We start from the raw sequence: 17,862 nt of genomic DNA on the forward strand, positions 1-17,862 counted from the left end.
TACGGAGGAATGAAGCGGTTACTAGCTTAACAGGGGCCCGCCGGAAAACGAAATCGGTGTTTTCAGCCGTCCGAACGCAGCGCCCTGCGCTCCATTTCGAGCTGCATCAGCTCCCGGTTCAGTCGCTGGAACTCCTCCGGATTTGCTCCCGCATCCAGGCGCTGCAGCTGCCCCATCTTGTCTGCTTTAATCCGGGTGATCTGCAATTCGAACAGTCGGGCCAGGATGTCACGGCAGTATCGCTGCATGGCCTCGGGTGTGCTCGCCGGCAGGGGCGTTACCGCCAGCTCCGAGACCAAAGGCCGCAGCGGCTCAGGAACCTCCTGGCGGACTTGTTCCACCCAGGCCACAGGGTCACCGGAGTGGGCGAGGCCGGCAGCCCGCACGGCAGTATGGACGGCAGCATAAGCAGGCGTGGTGAAGCGCGAGGCCTCGAAACGTTCCCAGGCTCCCCCGCCCAGCACCCCTGGCTCTTGGAGGACAACTTCAAGCGCTTGGCGTTCCATACCGGCAACGGGATCCCTGGGATCGGGCCGCTGGAAGACCGGACCGCTCGACGGCGCTGCTGCCGCCGTCGAGGATTGCTCAGCCGAGCCGGCAGGACCGGGTGTGCTGCCGCCGGAAGCGGCCCGCTTGGCGGCCGCTCCAACGTAGCCGCTGACTTCTTCGATGGGCATGCCCAGCCAGCCGGCCAGGTTACGCGTGTAGCCGGGCCTCGTGGCGGAGTCCCTGATTTGTGCCACCACCGGGGCGGCCTCGCGCAGGGCAGCTACTCGACCCTCCACGGTGTCCAAGTTGTGCCGCCGCAGAGTGGCCCGGATAGCGAACTCAAAAAGCGGCTTGCGGGTGCTGATGAGTTCGCGCACCGCAGCGTCACCCTTGAGTTGGCGAAGATCACAGGGGTCAGCCCCGGAGGGCTCCACCGCGACGTACGTCTGGGCGGTGAAGCGCTGGTCTTCCTCGAAGGCCCGCAGGGCAGCCTTCTGGCCGGCGGCGTCGCCGTCGAACGTGAAGATCACCTCTCCACCGCTGCCGTCGTCCGAGAGCAGCCGCCGGGCAACCTTGATGTGTTCGGTACCGAAGGCTGTTCCGCAGGTGGCAACCGCCGTCGTGACTCCGGCAAGGTGGCAGGCCATCACGTCCGTGTACCCCTCAACCACCACCAGTTGCCGTTCCTTGGCAATGTTCCGCTTGGCGATGTCGATCCCGTAGAGGACCTGGGACTTCTTGTAGAGCGTGGTTTCCGGGGTGTTCAGGTATTTGGGGCCCTGATCGTCTTCAAAGAGTTTGCGGGCACCGAAACCGATGGTGTCGCCGGCGATGTCCCGGATGGGCCAGATCAGCCTGCCCCGGAAGCGATCGTAGATTCCCCGGTTTCCTTCGGAGAACATTCCTGTGAGCTTCAACTCGGCATCAGTGAACCCGCGGCCACGGAGATGCTTCAGCAGAGAGTCCCAGCCCTGCGGTGCGTACCCGACGCCGAAGTGTTCGGCGGCCGCCCGATCAAAGCCGCGGCCATCCAGGAAGTTGCGCCCTTCGGCTGCTCCGGGGGTGAGCAACTGGGCGCGGAAGAACTCATCGGCGATCTTGTGGGCGTCAAGCAGGCGCTGGCGCTTGCCCACTTCCTCTCTGCTGGGACCGGTGCCGCCGTCCTCGTAGCGCAGCTCGTAGCCGATCCTTGCAGCCAGTTTCTCAACGGCCTCGTGGAAGGAGCTGTGGTCCATTTTCTGGACGAAGGAGATGGCGTCACCATCTTCGCCGCAGCCAAAGCAGTGGTACCGGCCAACTTGGGGGCGAACGGTGAAGGAGGGAGAGCGCTCGTCGTGGAAGGGGCACAAGCCCTTGAAGCTGCCCAACCCGGCACCTTTGAGGGTGACATAACCGTCAACGACTTCCTTGATGTCCGTGCGCTGGCGTACTTCGTCGATATCTTCACGTTTGATCAGGCCAGCCACGTGACCATCCTAGTCGCTTGCCCAAAGAGTCCCCGCCGTTAACGGAACGCGGGAAGGGCTACCAGAGCGACGGAAGGCTGCCCACAAGCCGCTCGTACATGGCCAGCGCGGACACGTCCGTCAGCGACGCCACCTGGTCAATCACCACACGCAGCCGCGCACCGTCGTCGACGGCGTCACGCCAGTCAGCGGCGAACATCGGCTCCAGGTGACGGTCGCCGGTAGCATTCAAGACACCCACAAGCGCATGCAGCACTTCCCGCTGACGCTCATAGACCGGCTGGCGGTGGTCCGTGGAGATCACGAAGGTGGTGGCCAGGCCTTTGAGGATCGCAATTTCGGTGACGGTGTCCTCGGGGACCATCAGCTCAGCGTCGTAGCGGGTCAGATTGGCCGGTCCAAAATGGGCACGGGTTGTTTCCATGGCGCTCTGGCAGAACCGGCCGATCAACTGGCTGGTCATGTCCTTCAAGGCCGCCATGGATTTCCGGCTGCCATCAGCCTCGCGGACCCAGACCTTTGTGGCCTCCAGCCGCGCCAGGGCGGCATCAATTTCAGCGGGATCGTTGTGCGGCAAGTACCACTGCTTGGTGTAGCCCACCACCCGTGCACGATGATCCGGGTTTTCCATCCATTTGAGCTGGAAATGGCCGGCCACGATCGCATCTTCGACGTCGTGCACGGAGTACGAGATATCGTCGGCAAGGTCCATCACTTGGGCCTCGATGCACGAACGGTTGCCCGGAGCGCCTTCCCGGAGCCATTCGAACACCGGAAGATCGTCTTCGTACGCGCCGAACTTACTGGTGCGGTGGCCGTGGATGACCGGGGCGTCGACGGCGGACCACGGGTATTTGGATGCGGCGTCCAGGCTGGCGCGGGTCAGGTTGAGTCCTGCCGGCCTGCCGTCCTCGGAGAGCACTTTGGGTTCGAGCCTGGTCAGCAGCCGCAGGGTCTGGGCGTTACCTTCAAAGCCACCGATGGTGTGCGCTACTTCGTTCAGCGCGGACTCGCCGTTGTGGCCGAAGGGCGGGTGACCCAGATCGTGGCTCAGGCATGCAGTGTCCACCACGTCAGGATCGCAACCCAGTGAACGCCCCAGTTCGCGGCCCACTTGGGCTACTTCCAGGCTGTGCGTGAGCCGGGTGCGGACAAAGTCGTCCGTGTCCGGGGCAACTACCTGCGTTTTGGCACCGAGCCGTCGCAGCGCTGAGGAGTGCAGGACCCTGGCACGGTCCCGTTCAAAATCCGAGCGATAGTTGCTCTTGCGCGGCTCTTCGACCCACCGTGCGGAATCTGCCTCGGCGTAACCGGGGATGGCCAGCACAAAATCGTGAGCTGTCCCGTCGTGGCCAAGTATCGCTTCGGTTCCCATGGGTATCTGCCTCCTTCAAGCGCCGGGGTGTGGAGCTTCTTGAGTCAGTCTTACACGTGTGAGGCTAGCCGCCCGAAACGTCCAGCTCCGCAGCGGAGATATCCGCGCTCTGTTCAGCGTTCAGCTGACGGCTCACCAGCCAGTCTTTGGGCAAGGCAGGCTTCTTGGGCGAACCGGCGCGACCGCGGGGACCCTCGGAATCCACTCCCGGGTACGGCGAGTCCATGTCCAGTTCATCAAGGTATTCGCGCAGCACCTCGAGGGTGGGGACGGTGGCCAGCTTGGCGCGAAGCTCCCCGCCCACCACATAGCCTTTGAAGTACCAGGCCATGTGCTTGCGGATTTCGCGGAGCGCTTTGTATTCGTCGTTCCCGAAGGTTTCCACCATAAGCTCCGCGTGCCGGTACACGCCCTCAGCCACTTCGCGCAGTCCCGGGCGGTGCCGCTGGTCGCTGCCCTCGAAGGCAGCCTGCAGATCGCCGAACAACCAGGGCCGGCCCTGGCAACCACGGCCCACTACTACGCCGTCCACGCCGGTCTCCCGGACCATGCGGACTGCGTCCTCTGCAGACCAGATGTCACCGTTCCCCAACACCGGAATGTCCGGAAGCGCCTCACGGAGGCGTGCGATGGCGGACCAGTCGGCCTGGCCGGAATAGAACTGGGCAGCGGTCCGGCCGTGAAGGGCGACGGCGGCCACTCCGGCGTCGCGGGCGATGCGACCGGCGTCGAGGTACGTCAGGTGGTCCTCGTCGATGCCCTTGCGCATCTTGATGGTCAGGGGAATATCGCCCTTGGACGCTTCCTTGACGGCGGTCTGGACAATCGATGTGAAGAGATCAATCTTCCAGGGCAGGGCAGAGCCGCCACCGCGCCGGGTGACTTTGGGCACGGGGCAGCCGAAGTTCAGGTCGATGTGGTCCGCGCGGTCTTCGTCAACGAGCATCCGAACCGCCGCACCGACCGTCACGGGATCCACACCGTACAGCTGCACGGAACGGACTTTCTCATCCTCATCATGCGAGATGATGCGCAAGGATTCAGGCGTGCGTTCCACCAAGGCGCGCGACGTCACCATCTCGGCCACGTACATGCCGCCGCCGTATTCACGGCACAGCCGGCGGAAGGCCGAGTTGGTGATGCCCGCCATCGGGGCAAGGATTACCGGGGTGTCCACGGTGATTCCACCGAGCTTCAACGGCGGGAGCTCGAGCTTTGGTGCGGGGGGCGTTGCTACAACAGTCACCTATCCATTGTTGCAAATCCGGGCAAATCGGCGGACAACCGGGCTACCCCTACGGTGGCCTTGGCGAATATGGGTGTCCCACGGGGTTTTAAACGCAGGACCCCACGCGGCCCGCGGATGACGGGCGGCGTGGGATCCTGGCAGGTACAAACTGTGACTAGTCGCTGACGATCAGGGTGTCCGCACCCCGCACTTGGGCCTTCCCGGATTCCAGCAGCGGCTCCAGAACAGCGCGCAGCGCTGTCATGGACTCATCAACTTCCAGCAACACCGGATGCTGGTAGGCAATGAGCGCCAAGAGATCACGCACTGCAAAAGCTGCATCCTCGTCGGACAGTGCGGGATCATGCCCCAGGAAAACATCCGAGGGCTCGTCGGAGTTTCCTTGGGCGTAGCTGATGGCGAACGCCTGGATTTTGCCCTTACGGCTCGCCGGCACACCCTGGCCGAAAGCGCTGGCCTTGGGCGCACGTAAGACGATCGCGCCATGGGCGCCCGTCAAATCATGCAGGAACAGGCGCTGCACCGTGGCGATGCTGAGCTCCCCCGGGCTGTCCCAGTGATGCACGTGCGTGTAGTATTTACCCACCACATCGCTAAGCTCCACCGAACCCGTAGCCAGGTCCTCAACACGCTCGGAAGCGGCCTCCTCGGACCCGTCGCCGAACCGCGGCAATGGCAGAGGCTCAGGTTTGACCACGACTAACTGTGAACGCTGGATGGGCGCGAGTCCCGCTGCCGCAGCAAATGCCGCGCCGGCGGTATCCGGCTCCACTTTGCTGCGCAGCTTGGAAACGCCCGACGGCGAGTTCCCGGCTTCGCGGCGAAGCATGGTCAGCAAGGTGGCACCGACACCTTCACGGCGGTGGTCCTTGGCAACCTCGATGTACGCCCAGAGTCGTTCCGGGTGCAGGGATGCTTCATGGACCACACCGGCGGCAACGGGAATCCGCACGCCGTCCACCACGTCCTCGGCCACGATGCAGCGGCGCCAGGGCTGGTTGCTGGAAGGCGCCAGTGCTGCACGGAACTGCTCAGCGGGAAGGGTTTCCGGCCCACCCCAGATTTCCAGGAGGGCGAGGTCGTCGCCCTCTTTCCATTCGCGGTACTCCAAAGCCACGGCTAGGCGCCGATCAGGCGTGCTGCCAGGTAGGCCTCAACCTTGTCCAGGGACACACGTTCCTGGCTCATGGTGTCGCGCTCGCGAATGGTGACGGCCTGGTCTTCCAAGGTGTCGAAGTCCACGGTGATGCAGAATGGGGTGCCGATCTCGTCCTGGCGACGGTAGCGGCGGCCGATAGCGCCGGCGTCGTCGAAGTCGATATTCCAGTTCTTGCGCAGCTGGGCGCCCAGAGCCTTCGCCTTCGGGGACAGGTCCTCGTTGCGGCTCAAAGGCAGGACTGCGGCCTTGACCGGTGCCAGGCGAGGGTCCAGCTTCAGCACTGTGCGGACATCGACGCCGCCCTTGGCGTTGGGTGCCTCGTCCTCGGTGTAGGCGTCGATCAGGAAGGCCATGAAGGAGCGGGTCAAGCCAGCGGCGGGCTCGATCACGTACGGCGTGTAGCGCTCGTTGGTGGCCTGGTTGAAGTAGCTCAGGTCCGTTCCGGAGGCCTTGGCATGGGTGGAGAGGTCGAAGTCCGTGCGGTTGGCAATGCCCTCGAGCTCGCCCCACTCGGAGCCTTGGAAACCGAAGCGGTATTCGATGTCCGTGGTGCCCTTTGAGTAGTGGCTGAGCTTCTCCAGCGGGTGCTCAAAGAATCGGAGGTTGTCTTCACGAATACCCAGGTCCGTGTACCAGGACATGCGCTCCTTCATCCAGTACTGGTGCCACTCTTCATCCGTACCGGGCTCGACGAAGAATTCCATCTCCATCTGCTCGAATTCGCGGGTACGGAAGATGAAGTTACCCGGTGTGATTTCGTTACGGAACGACTTGCCGATCTGGCCGATACCGAAAGGCGGCTTCTTCCGCGATGTGGTGAGCACGTTGTTGAAGTTCACAAAAATGCCCTGGGCAGTCTCCGGGCGGAGGTAGTGCATGCCTTCCTCGCTGGCCACCGGACCGAGGAATGTCTTCAGAAGACCCGAGAATTCCTGGGGCTCAGTCCACTGGCCGCGGGTGCCACAATTTGCGCAGACAATGTCCGCCAAGCCGTTTTCTGCCGGGCGACCCTTCTTTTCCTCGTACTCTTCTTCGAGGTGGTCTGCACGGTAGCGCTTGTGGCAGGAAAGGCACTCCACCAAGGGGTCCGAAAAGACCTCCACGTGGCCGGAGGCTTCCCATACCTGGCGGGGAAGGATCACGGAGGAGTCCAGGCCCACAACGTCCTCGCGGCCGCGAACCATGCTCTGCCACCACTGGCGCTTGATGTTTTCCTTCAGCTCGGCACCGAGGGGACCGTAATCCCACGCCGAACGGGAGCCACCATAGATTTCACCGGCCTGGAAGACAAAGCCCCTCCGCTTGGAGAGGGAAATGACCTGGTCAAGGACGGATTTTGCTGCCATGGGTAACTCCATTTTGTTCTACAGGGCCGCTGGGTGCGGTCCGCGGTGGTTTGCCCCGGAATCCGGACGAGGTTGTCCGGCGGGGTGCTGGGGAAAGTTTGTTGATTCCTACCCTACCGGCCTTTGGAGGAGGCTCTTCGTGCGAAAGCGCCCTTGGGCCACGGCAAAGTGGCCACAATGATCGCAGCGAGCGTCAGAACCGTACCCAACACCGTGGGCAAGGCGACCACCGCGCCGGGACTGGGGATCACGACGTCGAGCACCAACGACCCCACCAACTGTCCGGCAATCATGCCTAAACCGGTGATCAGGACTCCAAGACTGCGGACCAGCAGCGCCGCCAAGCCGATGAAAAGGCAGCCCATGGGCCCGCCAAGGTAGTACCACCACTCGCCGGGCAGCGGATTTCCCGGCCCTGCCACAGTCAGCTTGATGATCCAGGCGATCCATAGAATTACCGACCCTGCAATGAAGTTGACCAGCGTGGCCGCGATGGGCGTCCCGTAGTGAACTGTGGCGGTTCCGTTCATGGCCTGCTGGAAGCTCATGAAGAAACCGGCGGCCAGCGGCAGGAGGACCGGCAGCACCAGCGAGGCGATGTCGGCGTCACCGCCGAACCGTGGTGAGACAGCCCAGGCGACTGCGGCAACGGTCAGGACACTGCCCAGGACCCTGACTCCCGTGATGGCGCGTTTTCCTCCCGGGCCGATGCCCATCCGGTCCACGAGCAAGCCGCTGAGCGTCTGGCCCGTCACTGCCGCAACTGTAAACAACGCGACACCGAGCAGGGCCACCGTGAATGACTGGGCAAAGACGAACAACGCGCCGATTGCACCGGCCATGACATAGAACCTGGGAAAGCTGCGGTTCCGCACAGCGGGAATAATGCGCTGCAGCCCGGCCCTGCCCCTGGGGGTGGCGAGGGAGATCGCGCTGATGAGCAACAGGCCTGTGGTAAAGCTCACCACGGCCGCGGCGATGCCGTCGTCCAGTTTGGCGCCGAGGGCCCCGTTGATCCTCCCTTGGAGCGGGATGACAAGGCCCGTCGCTACTGCAACGGGAAGGCCTATGACCAGCGGAAGGGCGGGACGGGGAGATGGCTGCGGCACCGTCACCACACTACTTCAGGCATCATTGCTGTATGAGCAACCCCGAAATTGAAGAGATCCCGATCCGCGACGACATGATCCGGCTTGGCCAGTTGCTGAAGCTCGCAAACTTGGTGGAGGACGGCGTTGAAGCCACGGAGCTCATCAAGAACGGCCTGGTCAAAGTCAACAATGAGATCGATGACCGCCGCGGCCGCCAGCTCCACGTGGGCGATACCGTGACGGTCAACGGCCAAACGGTCCGGATCACCGCCGCCTAGCGCCCGGAGTTTTCGTACAGCTAATGCCCTTTAGAGCAGCTCTAGAGGGCATTATCTGTACAAAAACTCAATCAGTCAGGACTTTGTGGGTGAGGAATTCGCCCACGTGGCCGATCTCCTGCTGGTTGATGCCGTGCCACATCCCCGTGTAAAGCACCTTGGTGAGGTCAACGTGCTTACGCACCCAGCCCATGGTGTATTCGATCTTGTCCTGGGTGATGACGGGGTCCTGCTGGTCACGGCCCCAGAACATCGGCAGGGAACCGTCCAGTTCCTCGTCGCGGAACGCTGCGTCAGCGCCGGCGTCGATCACAAAGCCTGAAAGCCCGACGACGGCAGCGAAGTCCGCGGGCCGGTAGCGGAGCATGGTGGTGGCCATCGCCATGCCCATGGAGAAGCCCAGCAACGTCACGGACGAGTGATTCACCTTCACAGTATCCAGCCATTCAAGCGCATACTCGGCAGCTTTCTTTACCGCTTCCAACGAATAGTCGATGGACGCTGTAAGCGGGAACCAGGTGAAGCCCGGGCCCATGGGCATCGGTGCGCGAAGGGCGGCTACTACAAAGCCGTCGGGCAACAGACCGGCCAGGCTGAAGAGGTCGTCCTCGTTGGAGCCGTAGCCGTGCAACAGGACCAGGAGCGGCTTGCCTGCACGCTCGGCTTCGTCATGGGACCACAGGACAACGGGAGCGGGAAAGATGGGTGCTTCAGTCATGGATCCATTCTTGCAGTTACCGACAAGTAACAACCTACGGTGGCGTAGGGTCCGCGTCACGGGGCAGGATATGAGCGTGAGTGAGAACAATCCTTTATTGAAGCCGGGCGAGCCCGTTCAAAAGCACCCGTGGACCCGTTACGTGGCACTGGGTGACTCCTTCACGGAGGGCATCGGCGACCCCGAGCCCCGCAACCCCGGCGGTCACCGTGGCTGGGCGGATCGTGTTGCCGAGGAGCTGGGCCGCAGCCAGGAAGACTTCGCGTACGCCAACCTCGCCATCCGCGGCAGGCTGCTGCAGCAGATCATCGATCAACAAGTGGGCCCCTGCCTGGAACTTCAGCCTGACCTCGTGTCCATTTCGGCGGGCGGCAACGACCTCATCCGCCCCGGCGGCGATCCCGATCTGCTGGCTGAAAAGCTTGATGCCGCCGTCGCGGAGCTGAGCTCCGGCGGCGCCACCGTGGTGCTCTTCAATGGTCCGGACACAGCAGCATCAGTGTTGGGGCGTATCCGCGGCAAGGTGGCCATCTACAACGAGAACCTCCGCACGGTAGCGGCACGCCACGACGCCATCATCGCGGACATGTGGTCCTTGCGTCAGCTGGCAGATCCTCAGATGTGGGATGCGGACCGTCTCCATTTCTCGCCGCTGGGTCACCACACCATCGCCATGATGGTCCTGGAGGCACTGAACGTCCATCACACGCTTGAGCCACTGATGCCGAAGTCCCTCCCTCCGCGCACCTGGCGCGAGGCCCGCTCCTCCGACCTCGTCTGGGCTCGTGAGTACTTTGTCCCCTGGGTGATCCGGCGACTTCGACACCAATCCTCCGGCGACGGCATCACGCCAAAGCGTCCGACGCCGGGTCCCGTCTTCGGTTCTACCGGCACCTTGTTGCCTCGCCGCTGACGTGACGGCGGAGACCATTCGGAGTATCCGACTGCGGCGGCAGCAGTTGCGGGCTCCCCACGCCGGGAGTCCCGGAGACGTGGTCCGCAACCTCCTGGCCGTGCAGTCGCAGGAGTTCCCCTATGCAAGGTGGTCGCTTGCGCAGAGAAGCTCCACCCAAGCTTCATCGATGGTCACGGCGTCAGAGGTTGAGGAGGCCGTAGCCGACGGAACCATCCTGAGGACCCATATCCTCCGGCCCACGTGGCACTTTGTCCACCGGGAAGACCTTGGCTGGTTGATGGGCTTGTCCGCAGACCGCCTCCACCAGGGCAACAAAGGCATGTACCGCCAGACAGGAATCGATGAGGACTCTGCTGCCAAGAGTGGCCAGGTCCTGGCTGGCGCGGTGGCAGATGGAGCCCACAAGACGCGTGAGGAACTGGCCGACGTCCTGGGACGGGCCGGCTTTCCCAGCAAGGGACTGGGCTTCATCTACCACCTCATGCATGCCGAAATCAGCGGCGTCCTGGTCAGTGGGTCCCCCGCCCGTTCCGCAGGCGGAGCCCTGAAACAGACGTACGCCCTGTTCGAGGAACGCGTTTCCGAGCCATTTCGCACGCCGCTGAACGCCGAAGATCGGGATCAGGCCCTTGGCCGGTTGACGCTCCGATACTTCACCAGCCGGGGACCCGCCACGGTCAAGGACTGTGCCGTGTGGTCCGGGCTGACCATGAAGGATGTGAAGCGGGGCATCCAGGTGGCGGGTGACATGTCTCCCGGAAGCCTGGGCACCGCGCAATGCGATGGACTCAACTTTTATCTGGCTACGGAGTCCGTAGAGGCCCTCACCAGCGGGTCCGCCCTTTCGCCGGCCAACGAATCCGGGCTCCCCCGCGTGGACTTCATCCAGTGCTACGACGAGTACGTGATGGGCTACTCACAGTCCAGGCACTTCCTTGGCGGCACGGCGCCGTACTTCTCCGAGGACAACGGACCCATGCACGTGGTCCTGTTGGACGGAATGATGGCCGGCTGGTGGCGGCACGGATTCTCCGGCGGAGCCTGCGAACTGGACGTCCGAATGAACCGACCCGCCACTGGGGAGGAGCAGGAGGCATTACAAGCCGAGGTAGATCGTTACGGTGCGTTCCTGGGCATGGAGACCAAGCTGGTGTGAAGAAGGAACCGGCGGCAGGACTGGTCCCAGCTGGCGGGACTGGTCTCAGCCGGCAGGACTGGTCCCAGCCGGCAGGACTAAGCTGGGATGAGACCTAGGAGGCCTGCACCGTGAACAATCTGATCTTCTGGATCATCGTCTGCTCGTGGCTGATTCCACTCGGGATCCGCATGTACAACCGCTCCCGGGCGCGTCGGATCCAGAACGGGAACTTCCGCGGCCCAGGGTATCGGGAACAGCCTTACCAGCAGCAGAATTATCCGGGTCCGAGCTACCCTGCACCGAATTACCCTGCACCGAATTACCCGGGTCCCGGCTACCCTGTACAGAATCACCCAGGCTACCCATTCGAGCCGGCCGCCATCAGCCCCTCGGACTCCACACCGCAGCCCGGGCCGTCGTCGGGCCCTTCATCATCCTCCCCGTTTCCCCCGGGGGGCACTTCAGGGCCTCAGGGTTACCGCGCGCGCAAGCTGGCCGAGCTGGACGCGAAGTTCAGCAACGGCGAGATCGCCATGGAGGATTACATGAGGCAGCGCGGCGACATCATGAACGGCTAAAGCTGCAAGGTTTAGGCGAAGAACGATTCGCGGAGTTGTGCCGAGAGTTGGCCGATTTCGGTGAGGAACCCATCGTGGCCGATCGGCGCCTCAATGAGGTGGACCGGGACATCTCCGGGCAGGGCCGCGGCAAGTTCCCGCGACTGTGCCGGGAAGTAGAGCCTGTCGCTGTCCACCGCAGCCACGAAGAACTCAGCCGTGGTGCTGGACAACGCCTGTTCCAACGAGCCGCGGCTCCTGGTGACGTCGTGGGACATCAGGGCTTCGGTGATGGCGATGTAGCTGTTGGCATCAAAACGGCGGACCAGCTTGTGCCCCTGGTGGTCCAAGTAGCTTTCCACCTGGTAGCGGCCGCGCTCCCCCAACACCGCAGCAGCCAGCGGCGTCTCCTGGTGCTGGGCTTCCCGGCCAAAGCGGAAGTCCAACTCCAACGCTGAGCGGTAGGTGATGTGGGCGATGCGTCGGGCCAGCGCCAAACCGTGTTCAGGGGCAGCCCCGCCATAGTAGTCGCCGTTATTGAAATTCGGGTCCTGCCGGATAGCGAGCGTCTGGGCCTGTGCGAAGGCAATCTGCTCGGCCGTGCTGTAGGCGCCCACGGAGATCACCGCGCAGCGCTTGACCCTGCCGGGAAACGTCACAGCCCATTCGAGTGCTCGGGCGCCGCCCATCGAACCGCCCAACACGGCGTGCCAGGCATCGATTCCCAAGGCATCGGCCAGGCGCGCCTCAGCCTCTGTACTGTCGCGCAGGGTGACCAACGGGAAGCGTGAGCCCCAAGGACGACCGTCCGGCGCTTCTGATGACGGGCCGGTGCTGCCGTAACAGCCGCCCACAATGTTGATGGAAATGACGAAGAACTTGTTGGTGTCGATGGTGGCACCCGGTCCAACGAGTTGCTCCCACCACCCTTCCTCGTCAGTGGCTCCACGGGTTACGTGGGTACTGCCCGTGAGCGCGTGCTGGATGAGCACCGCATTGGAGGCGTCGGCGTTCAGCTGCCCCCAGGTCTCGTACGCGAGGACAACGTCGGGGAGGAAGCCGCCGGCCTCAAGTTCCAGCGGCCCGATGCCGGCGTACTTGACGGTTCCGTCTTCTTCTCCGGATTTTGGAAGGGCTGTAGCAGTAATGGTCATTCCTTTGACACCTTAACCTCGCGCTTGCCCGTCGCCTTGCGTGCGAACAGGCCAGGTCCTCACCCGGGGCACCCCACCGCGGAGGAGGGTTGCCGGCCAGCAAGCCGGGGCTGTGTGCTGGCACTCATGACCTAATACGAAGAGTCTAGGAAATGCAGGGCGGTTCTGGCGAAGAATGTGACAACAGTGTGACGGTTTTGGGCCTCTGCGTTCACGAACGAGCACCCGGCACTGCCGCCCGGCGAATATTCGACGGCGCGGGCGGCAGTCGGGCTGTGGCGTTGAGCCCGCGGCGCTAGGCGCCCTTGGCGGCCCGGAATCCGGCTTCGAGGTCGGCGATGATGTCATCCACGTGCTCAATGCCTACGGACAACCGCACCAAACCAGGGTTCACCCCGGCAATGAGCTGCTGCTCCACCGTCAGCTGACTGTGCGTAGTCGAGGCCGGGTGGATGACCAGCGAGCGGACATCACCAATGTTGGCAACGTGCGAGTGCAGCTCCAATCCGTCCACGAAACGTTTGCCGGCTTCGACACCGCCCTTGATGGTAAAGGCCACAATGGCGCCTGTGCCCTTGGGACCGTACTTCCGGCCCCGGTCATACCACGGGCTGGACGGCAGGCCCGCGTAGGCGACCGATTCGACGTCGTCGTGGCCTTCCAACCACTCAGCCACCTTGGTGGCGTTGGCGACGTGGCGTTCCACGCGCAGGCTCAAGGTCTCCAGGCCCTGAGCAATGAGGAAGGCGTTGAACGGGGAAACGGCCGAGCCGAGGTCGCGCAGCAATTGGACGCGGGCCTTGAGGATGTAGGAGAGGTTGGCGCCCAACGCACCGTCCTTCCCAAGATCCCGTGCGTAGACCAATCCGTTGTAGCTGGGGTCCGGGGTGTTGAAGCCGGGGAAGCGCTCCGGGTCCTTGCCGAAGTCGAAGTTGCCGGAATCCACGATCACACCGGCGATTGCGGATCCGTGACCGCCCAGGTACTTGGTTGCGGAGTGGACCACGATGTCCGCGCCCCACTCGATGGGGCGGATCAGGTACGGCGTGGACAGGGTGTTGTCGACGATCAGGGGCACACCGGCCTCGTGTGCGGTTCGGGCAATGCCCTCGATGTCCAGCACGTCTTGGCGCGGGTTGGACACAACCTCACCGAAGAACAGCTTGGTGTTCGGTTGGACGGCGTCTCGCCACTGGTCCAGGTTGTCCGGGTCTTCGACGAAGGTGACTGAAATGCCGAACTTCTTCAGCGTGTGCGCCAGCAGGTTGTACGTGCCGCCGTAAAGGCTTGGGCTGGCTACGATGTGGTCGCCGACCTCGGCGATATTGAGGATGGCGAACGTCTCCGCAGCCTGTCCGGAGCTGAGCAGGAGTGCGCCCAGGCCGCCTTCAAGGCTTGCGACGCGCTGCTCCACAGCATCCTGGGTGGGGTTACCGATCCGGGTGTAGATGGGAGCGAGTTCGGCCAAGGCAAAGCGGTTGGCCGCACTCTCGGCGCTGGGGAAGACGAAGGACGTGGTCTGGTAGATCGGCAGCGACCTCGCTCCGGTCGCGGAGTCGGGCTCCTGCCCGGCGTGGATCTGGCGGGTTTCGAAAGACCATCCTTGGGACATGGAGTTCTCCTGTTCGTGACGCATGGTTTTCGCAGGCAAGGTGCTGCGGTGTGAGCTGGGGCCAGTCTAGGAACTGTCCGGGGCCTAAGACAGCTTTGTGACGCCGCTGGAATCTATCGGTCTTTTTGCGTCCCTCAATGAAGCACCTGATCAGGGCTTTAGGCACATCCCACCTTAGTTAGGCTTGACTTAGCTGAGAGCCCGATCACAAAGTGCCAAGATGAAGCCATGCGCATGGATCACGTCTCTTACGCTTGTGAACGAGATGGCCTTTTGGCCACTACCGAACGAATTTCCGCAGCATTGGGAGTGGACGCTGTCCGGGGCGGAGTGCACCCGCGCTTCGGCACCCGGAACATGATCATTCCCCTGGCGGATAACAAGTACCTGGAAGTTGTAGAGGTCCTGGACCACCCTGCTTCCGACAAAGCACCCTTTGGTCAAGCCGTCCGTGCCCGCTCTGCGGCCGGTGGTGGTTGGATGGGCTGGTGCGTCGCCGTTGACGACCTTGCCCCATTCGAAGACCGCCTTGGCCGCTCCGCTGTTCCGGGCAACCGCAAGTTCCCTGACGGCCGCGAATTGGTGTGGCAGCAGATCGGCATCCTCGGCCTGATTGCCGATCCTCAGGTGCCGTACCTACTCAAGTGGGAGGGCGACCCCTCACTGCACCCGTCCAAGATCTACGAGAGCGACGTCAAGATGTCCAGCCTCACCATTGCGGGCTCGGCTGAACGCGTCACGGAATGGTTGGGCGAGCCAGTGGAAAAGCCGCTCGAGGATGTTGCGGTCCAGTGGATGGCACCGCACGGTACTCCCGGCATCCTGGCTGTCACTTTCGAAACCGCCTCCGGAGCCGTCACGATCTGACAGTTCCATCCATCCGGGCTGGTCCCGGCCCCGGTCAAACCTGGCCGGGGTCAACCATGTCCGGGCTAAACTTCGGCCGCCATCAGCGGGTGCCAACGACGTCACCCACCGATGGCGGCCGAACACTTTTAACCTGCCGCTAACCCAGGCCGATTGCCTTGCCGAACAGGCTGAAGCCAACAAAGGCCACGGTGTTCAGCAACGCGTGGGCAATCACCAGGGGCATTACCCGCTTGGTCTTGGTGTAGATCCATGCGAACACCAATCCCATGACCACGTTTCCTATGAACGGGCCGAAGCCCTGGTAAAGGTGGTAGCTTCCCCGCAGGACGGCACTGACCACGATGGCCACGGGCACGCTCCACCCGAATTTACCGAAACGGTCCAAGAGATACCCCACCACGATCACTTCTTCCACGATCCCGTGGCGAGTGGCTGAGAGGATCAGCACCGGCACCGTCCACCAGTAAGGATCCAGCCCGCTCGGCACAATCGCAGTGGTGATTCCCAAGGCCCGGCCGGCAGCGTACAGGCCCAGCGAGGGAATCCCAATTGCAGCGGCCAGCCCAACGCCCTGGAGAAGGTCCTTGCCAGGCCGGGCAAAATTGAAGCCTAGCCGGGCGAACCCCGAGCCGCCCCCGCCATCCCTAACGCCGGGCGCGGGCGTGGACAGGAAGTAGAACACCAAGACAACGGGCACCAAGGCGAACGCGATGTCCAGAAGTTGGTACGTGAGGTCGAAGTATTCGCGCGTGTTTTGTGACGTGTTCAAGGTGGAGGTGGCGTCGGCCAAGGGTGCCCGGGTCATCTTGTCCAGCAACTGCACAACGGAGTAGACGGCTGACTGGCCCAGGGACAGGCCCAGCACAATAAGTACTTCGGCGCGCAGCCGCCGGCGTGAAGCAAGGATCATGTACCCACCCTATGCTTGGTGGGATGGGTGCCCCTGAAAGAATCTTCATGATCCGGCACGGACAGTCTGCCGCGAATGCCGACACGTCCATCTACAACCGTGTTCCGGACTACCGGATCCCGCTGACGGAGCGCGGTGTGGAGCAGGCACGGATAGCCGGGGAAGACCTTCGCCGGAAGCTCGACGGGCAACAGGTCTGTGTGTACGTCTCCCCCTACTTGCGCGCCTACCAGACCCTCGAAGCCCTGAACCTCGGTTCGCTGGTCGAGCGGGTGATCGAAGAACCCAGGCTTCGCGAACAGGACTGGGCAAACTTCCAGATTGCCGGGGAGATTGAGGACCAAAAAGAACTGCGCAACCTCTACGGCCACTTCTTCTATCGGTTCCGGGAGGGTGAGTCCGGCTCGGATGTCTACGACAGGGTCTCATCCTTTATGGAGACGCTCTACCGGCACTGGCAAAAGCCCACGTACGCACCGAACACGCTCATGGTCACGCACGGGCTGACCATGCGCCTGTTCTGCATGCGCTGGTTCCACTGGACGGTGGAGTACTTCGAATCGCTCAACAACCCGGAGAATGCCGAGCTTCGCACCCTGATCAAGAACGACGACGACCAGTACAGCCTGGATATACCGTTCAGCCAGTGGGTACCCAGGGAGGTGGACGACTCGGTTCTTCACGCACCACGGATGCGTTTCTAGCGTTTCCTGCTCAACCGGCCAAGGCTTAACCAGCGGGCGCGACGATGACTTCCGTTCCTTTGGCTTCGAACGCGGCCTTGTGTTCTGCGCTGATACCGGAGTCCGTAATGAGGTGCCTGAAGTCGTAGCCAGCCATGGCGGCGAAGGAGCGACGACCCACTTTTGAGGAGTCGGCCACCACGTAGGACTCGGTGGCACGGCGTGCCATCACTGTGTTCACCATGGCTTCGCCTTCGTCGGTGATGGTGGGGCCAAGGTCCGGGTCCACGCCGTTGACGCCGATGAACGCAATGTCCAGGGCAACTTTTTGCATAATGACGTCCGTGTAGGGGCCCACCAGCTCGTAGGAGCGGGGGTTGAGGATGCCACCGGTGACCATGATCTTGATGTTAGGCCGGACCGCAAGCTGCGAGGCGATGTTGATCGCGTTGGTCACCACGGTAAGGGTGGGCCGGTTTGAGGGAGCGTTAAGGTCCTCACGGGTGGACAGGAGCTGAGCCAACGCGGTGTTGGTGGTGCCGCCGCTAAGGCCAATCACCGCACCCGGGCGGATCAACGCTGAAGCGGCCAGCGCGATCTCCTGCTTTGCCTCAGCGTGGTCGTCACGGTTGTAACGGCCCGGCAGGTCGTAGGCAACGGACCCGGTAGTGGCACCACCGCGGGTGCGGCTCAGCAACCGCTGCTTGGCCAGGCTGTCAAGATCCCTGCGGGCTGTGGCAGGCGATACGCCCAAGCGTGTCACGATGTCCTCGACTTCCACATGGCCGGACTCGGCCAGGAGGTCGAGTATGGCAGTGAGCCGATCGGTGCGGGTCATGACAAGCCTTTCG

Annotated in this window: 17 protein-coding genes and 1 riboswitch; of the genes, 6 read left to right on the top strand and 11 right to left on the bottom strand. The window is 63.0% G+C overall.

The window, feature by feature from the left end:
* Positions 1–62 precede the first annotated feature (62 nt).
* The 6 genes from dnaG to ACLRGI_RS10445 form a co-directional block, all read right to left on the bottom strand.
* Positions 63–1,955 (bottom strand): DNA primase, encoded by a 1,893-nt coding sequence (dnaG, locus tag ACLRGI_RS10420; RefSeq protein ID WP_419201586.1) that lies wholly within the window; start codon positions 1,953–1,955, stop codon positions 63–65.
* Positions 1,956–2,013: 58 nt separating this feature from the next.
* Positions 2,014–3,330, bottom strand: a complete 1,317-nt coding sequence (locus tag ACLRGI_RS10425; RefSeq protein ID WP_419201587.1) for a deoxyguanosinetriphosphate triphosphohydrolase — start codon at positions 3,328–3,330, stop codon at positions 2,014–2,016.
* A 64-nt stretch (positions 3,331–3,394) separates the two neighbouring features.
* The gene (gene dusB, locus ACLRGI_RS10430; protein ID WP_419201588.1) at positions 3,395–4,576 is read right to left on the bottom strand and encodes a tRNA dihydrouridine synthase DusB; all 1,182 of its coding nucleotides are present in this window, start codon (positions 4,574–4,576) and stop codon (positions 3,395–3,397) included.
* A 157-nt stretch (positions 4,577–4,733) separates the two neighbouring features.
* A complete protein-coding gene (locus tag ACLRGI_RS10435; protein ID WP_419201589.1) occupies positions 4,734–5,696 on the bottom strand; it encodes a GNAT family N-acetyltransferase in 963 nt (320 codons plus the stop codon).
* A gap of 2 nt (positions 5,697–5,698) precedes the next feature.
* A complete protein-coding gene (locus ACLRGI_RS10440; RefSeq protein WP_419201590.1) occupies positions 5,699–7,084 on the bottom strand; it encodes a glycine--tRNA ligase in 1,386 nt (461 codons plus the stop codon).
* A gap of 113 nt (positions 7,085–7,197) precedes the next feature.
* Positions 7,198–8,202: a DMT family transporter gene (locus ACLRGI_RS10445; protein ID WP_419201591.1), complete on the bottom strand. Its 1,005-nt coding sequence runs from the start codon at positions 8,200–8,202 to the stop codon at positions 7,198–7,200.
* Positions 8,203–8,225: 23 nt separating this feature from the next.
* Between ACLRGI_RS10445 and ACLRGI_RS10450 the strand changes: the two genes are divergently transcribed.
* The gene (locus ACLRGI_RS10450) at positions 8,226–8,453 is read left to right on the top strand and encodes an RNA-binding S4 domain-containing protein (protein ID WP_062067368.1); all 228 of its coding nucleotides are present in this window, start codon (positions 8,226–8,228) and stop codon (positions 8,451–8,453) included.
* A 67-nt stretch (positions 8,454–8,520) separates the two neighbouring features.
* Here ACLRGI_RS10450 and ACLRGI_RS10455 read toward each other — a convergent pair whose 3' ends face one another.
* Entirely contained in the window at positions 8,521–9,171 is a 651-nt protein-coding gene (locus ACLRGI_RS10455) for an alpha/beta hydrolase (protein WP_419201592.1), read from the bottom strand.
* 70 nt (positions 9,172–9,241) lie between these two features.
* On the opposite strand from ACLRGI_RS10455, the gene ACLRGI_RS10460 reads away from it, so the two are divergent.
* The 3 genes from ACLRGI_RS10460 (at position 9,242) to ACLRGI_RS10470 (ending at position 11,803) form a co-directional block, all read left to right on the top strand.
* Positions 9,242–10,084: an SGNH/GDSL hydrolase family protein gene (locus ACLRGI_RS10460; RefSeq protein ID WP_419201593.1), complete on the top strand. Its 843-nt coding sequence runs from the start codon at positions 9,242–9,244 to the stop codon at positions 10,082–10,084.
* A 1-nt stretch (position 10,085) separates the two neighbouring features.
* Entirely contained in the window at positions 10,086–11,243 is a 1,158-nt protein-coding gene (locus ACLRGI_RS10465) for a winged helix DNA-binding domain-containing protein (protein ID WP_419201594.1), read from the top strand.
* 110 nt (positions 11,244–11,353) lie between these two features.
* Positions 11,354–11,803: a hypothetical protein gene (locus ACLRGI_RS10470; protein WP_419201595.1), complete on the top strand. Its 450-nt coding sequence runs from the start codon at positions 11,354–11,356 to the stop codon at positions 11,801–11,803.
* An 11-nt stretch (positions 11,804–11,814) separates the two neighbouring features.
* On the opposite strand, the gene metX is transcribed toward ACLRGI_RS10470, so the two are convergent.
* Together metX and ACLRGI_RS10480 are read right to left on the bottom strand one after the other, a co-directional pair.
* Positions 11,815–12,936, bottom strand: coding sequence for a homoserine O-acetyltransferase MetX (metX, locus tag ACLRGI_RS10475; RefSeq protein WP_419201596.1), 1,122 nt, complete (start codon positions 12,934–12,936; stop codon positions 11,815–11,817).
* A 15-nt stretch (positions 12,937–12,951) separates the two neighbouring features.
* A riboswitch (SAM riboswitch) is annotated at positions 12,952–13,068 on the bottom strand.
* A 163-nt stretch (positions 13,069–13,231) separates the two neighbouring features.
* Complete coding sequence (locus tag ACLRGI_RS10480) at positions 13,232–14,572, bottom strand: bifunctional o-acetylhomoserine/o-acetylserine sulfhydrylase (RefSeq protein WP_419201597.1); 1,341 nt, start codon at positions 14,570–14,572, stop codon at positions 13,232–13,234.
* A 204-nt stretch (positions 14,573–14,776) separates the two neighbouring features.
* Here ACLRGI_RS10480 and ACLRGI_RS10485 point away from each other — a divergent pair, with 204 nt between their 5' ends.
* Positions 14,777–15,415: a VOC family protein gene (locus tag ACLRGI_RS10485; RefSeq protein ID WP_419201598.1), complete on the top strand. Its 639-nt coding sequence runs from the start codon at positions 14,777–14,779 to the stop codon at positions 15,413–15,415.
* 139 nt (positions 15,416–15,554) lie between these two features.
* On the opposite strand, the gene ACLRGI_RS10490 is transcribed toward ACLRGI_RS10485, so the two are convergent.
* Positions 15,555–16,328, bottom strand: coding sequence for a CPBP family intramembrane glutamic endopeptidase (locus tag ACLRGI_RS10490; protein WP_419201599.1), 774 nt, complete (start codon positions 16,326–16,328; stop codon positions 15,555–15,557).
* 23 nt (positions 16,329–16,351) lie between these two features.
* Here ACLRGI_RS10490 and ACLRGI_RS10495 point away from each other — a divergent pair, with 23 nt between their 5' ends.
* The gene (locus ACLRGI_RS10495) at positions 16,352–17,032 is read left to right on the top strand and encodes a histidine phosphatase family protein (RefSeq protein WP_419201600.1); all 681 of its coding nucleotides are present in this window, start codon (positions 16,352–16,354) and stop codon (positions 17,030–17,032) included.
* Between the two features lie 25 nt (positions 17,033–17,057).
* Here ACLRGI_RS10495 and ACLRGI_RS10500 read toward each other — a convergent pair whose 3' ends face one another.
* Positions 17,058–17,849, bottom strand: coding sequence for a DeoR/GlpR family DNA-binding transcription regulator (locus tag ACLRGI_RS10500; protein WP_419201601.1), 792 nt, complete (start codon positions 17,847–17,849; stop codon positions 17,058–17,060).
* Positions 17,850–17,862: the final 13 nt, after the last annotated feature.

It is taken from the genome of Paenarthrobacter sp. PPS72 (genome assembly GCF_048537125.1).
GTDB classification, from domain to species: domain Bacteria; phylum Actinomycetota; class Actinomycetes; order Actinomycetales; family Micrococcaceae; genus Arthrobacter; species Arthrobacter nitroguajacolicus_E.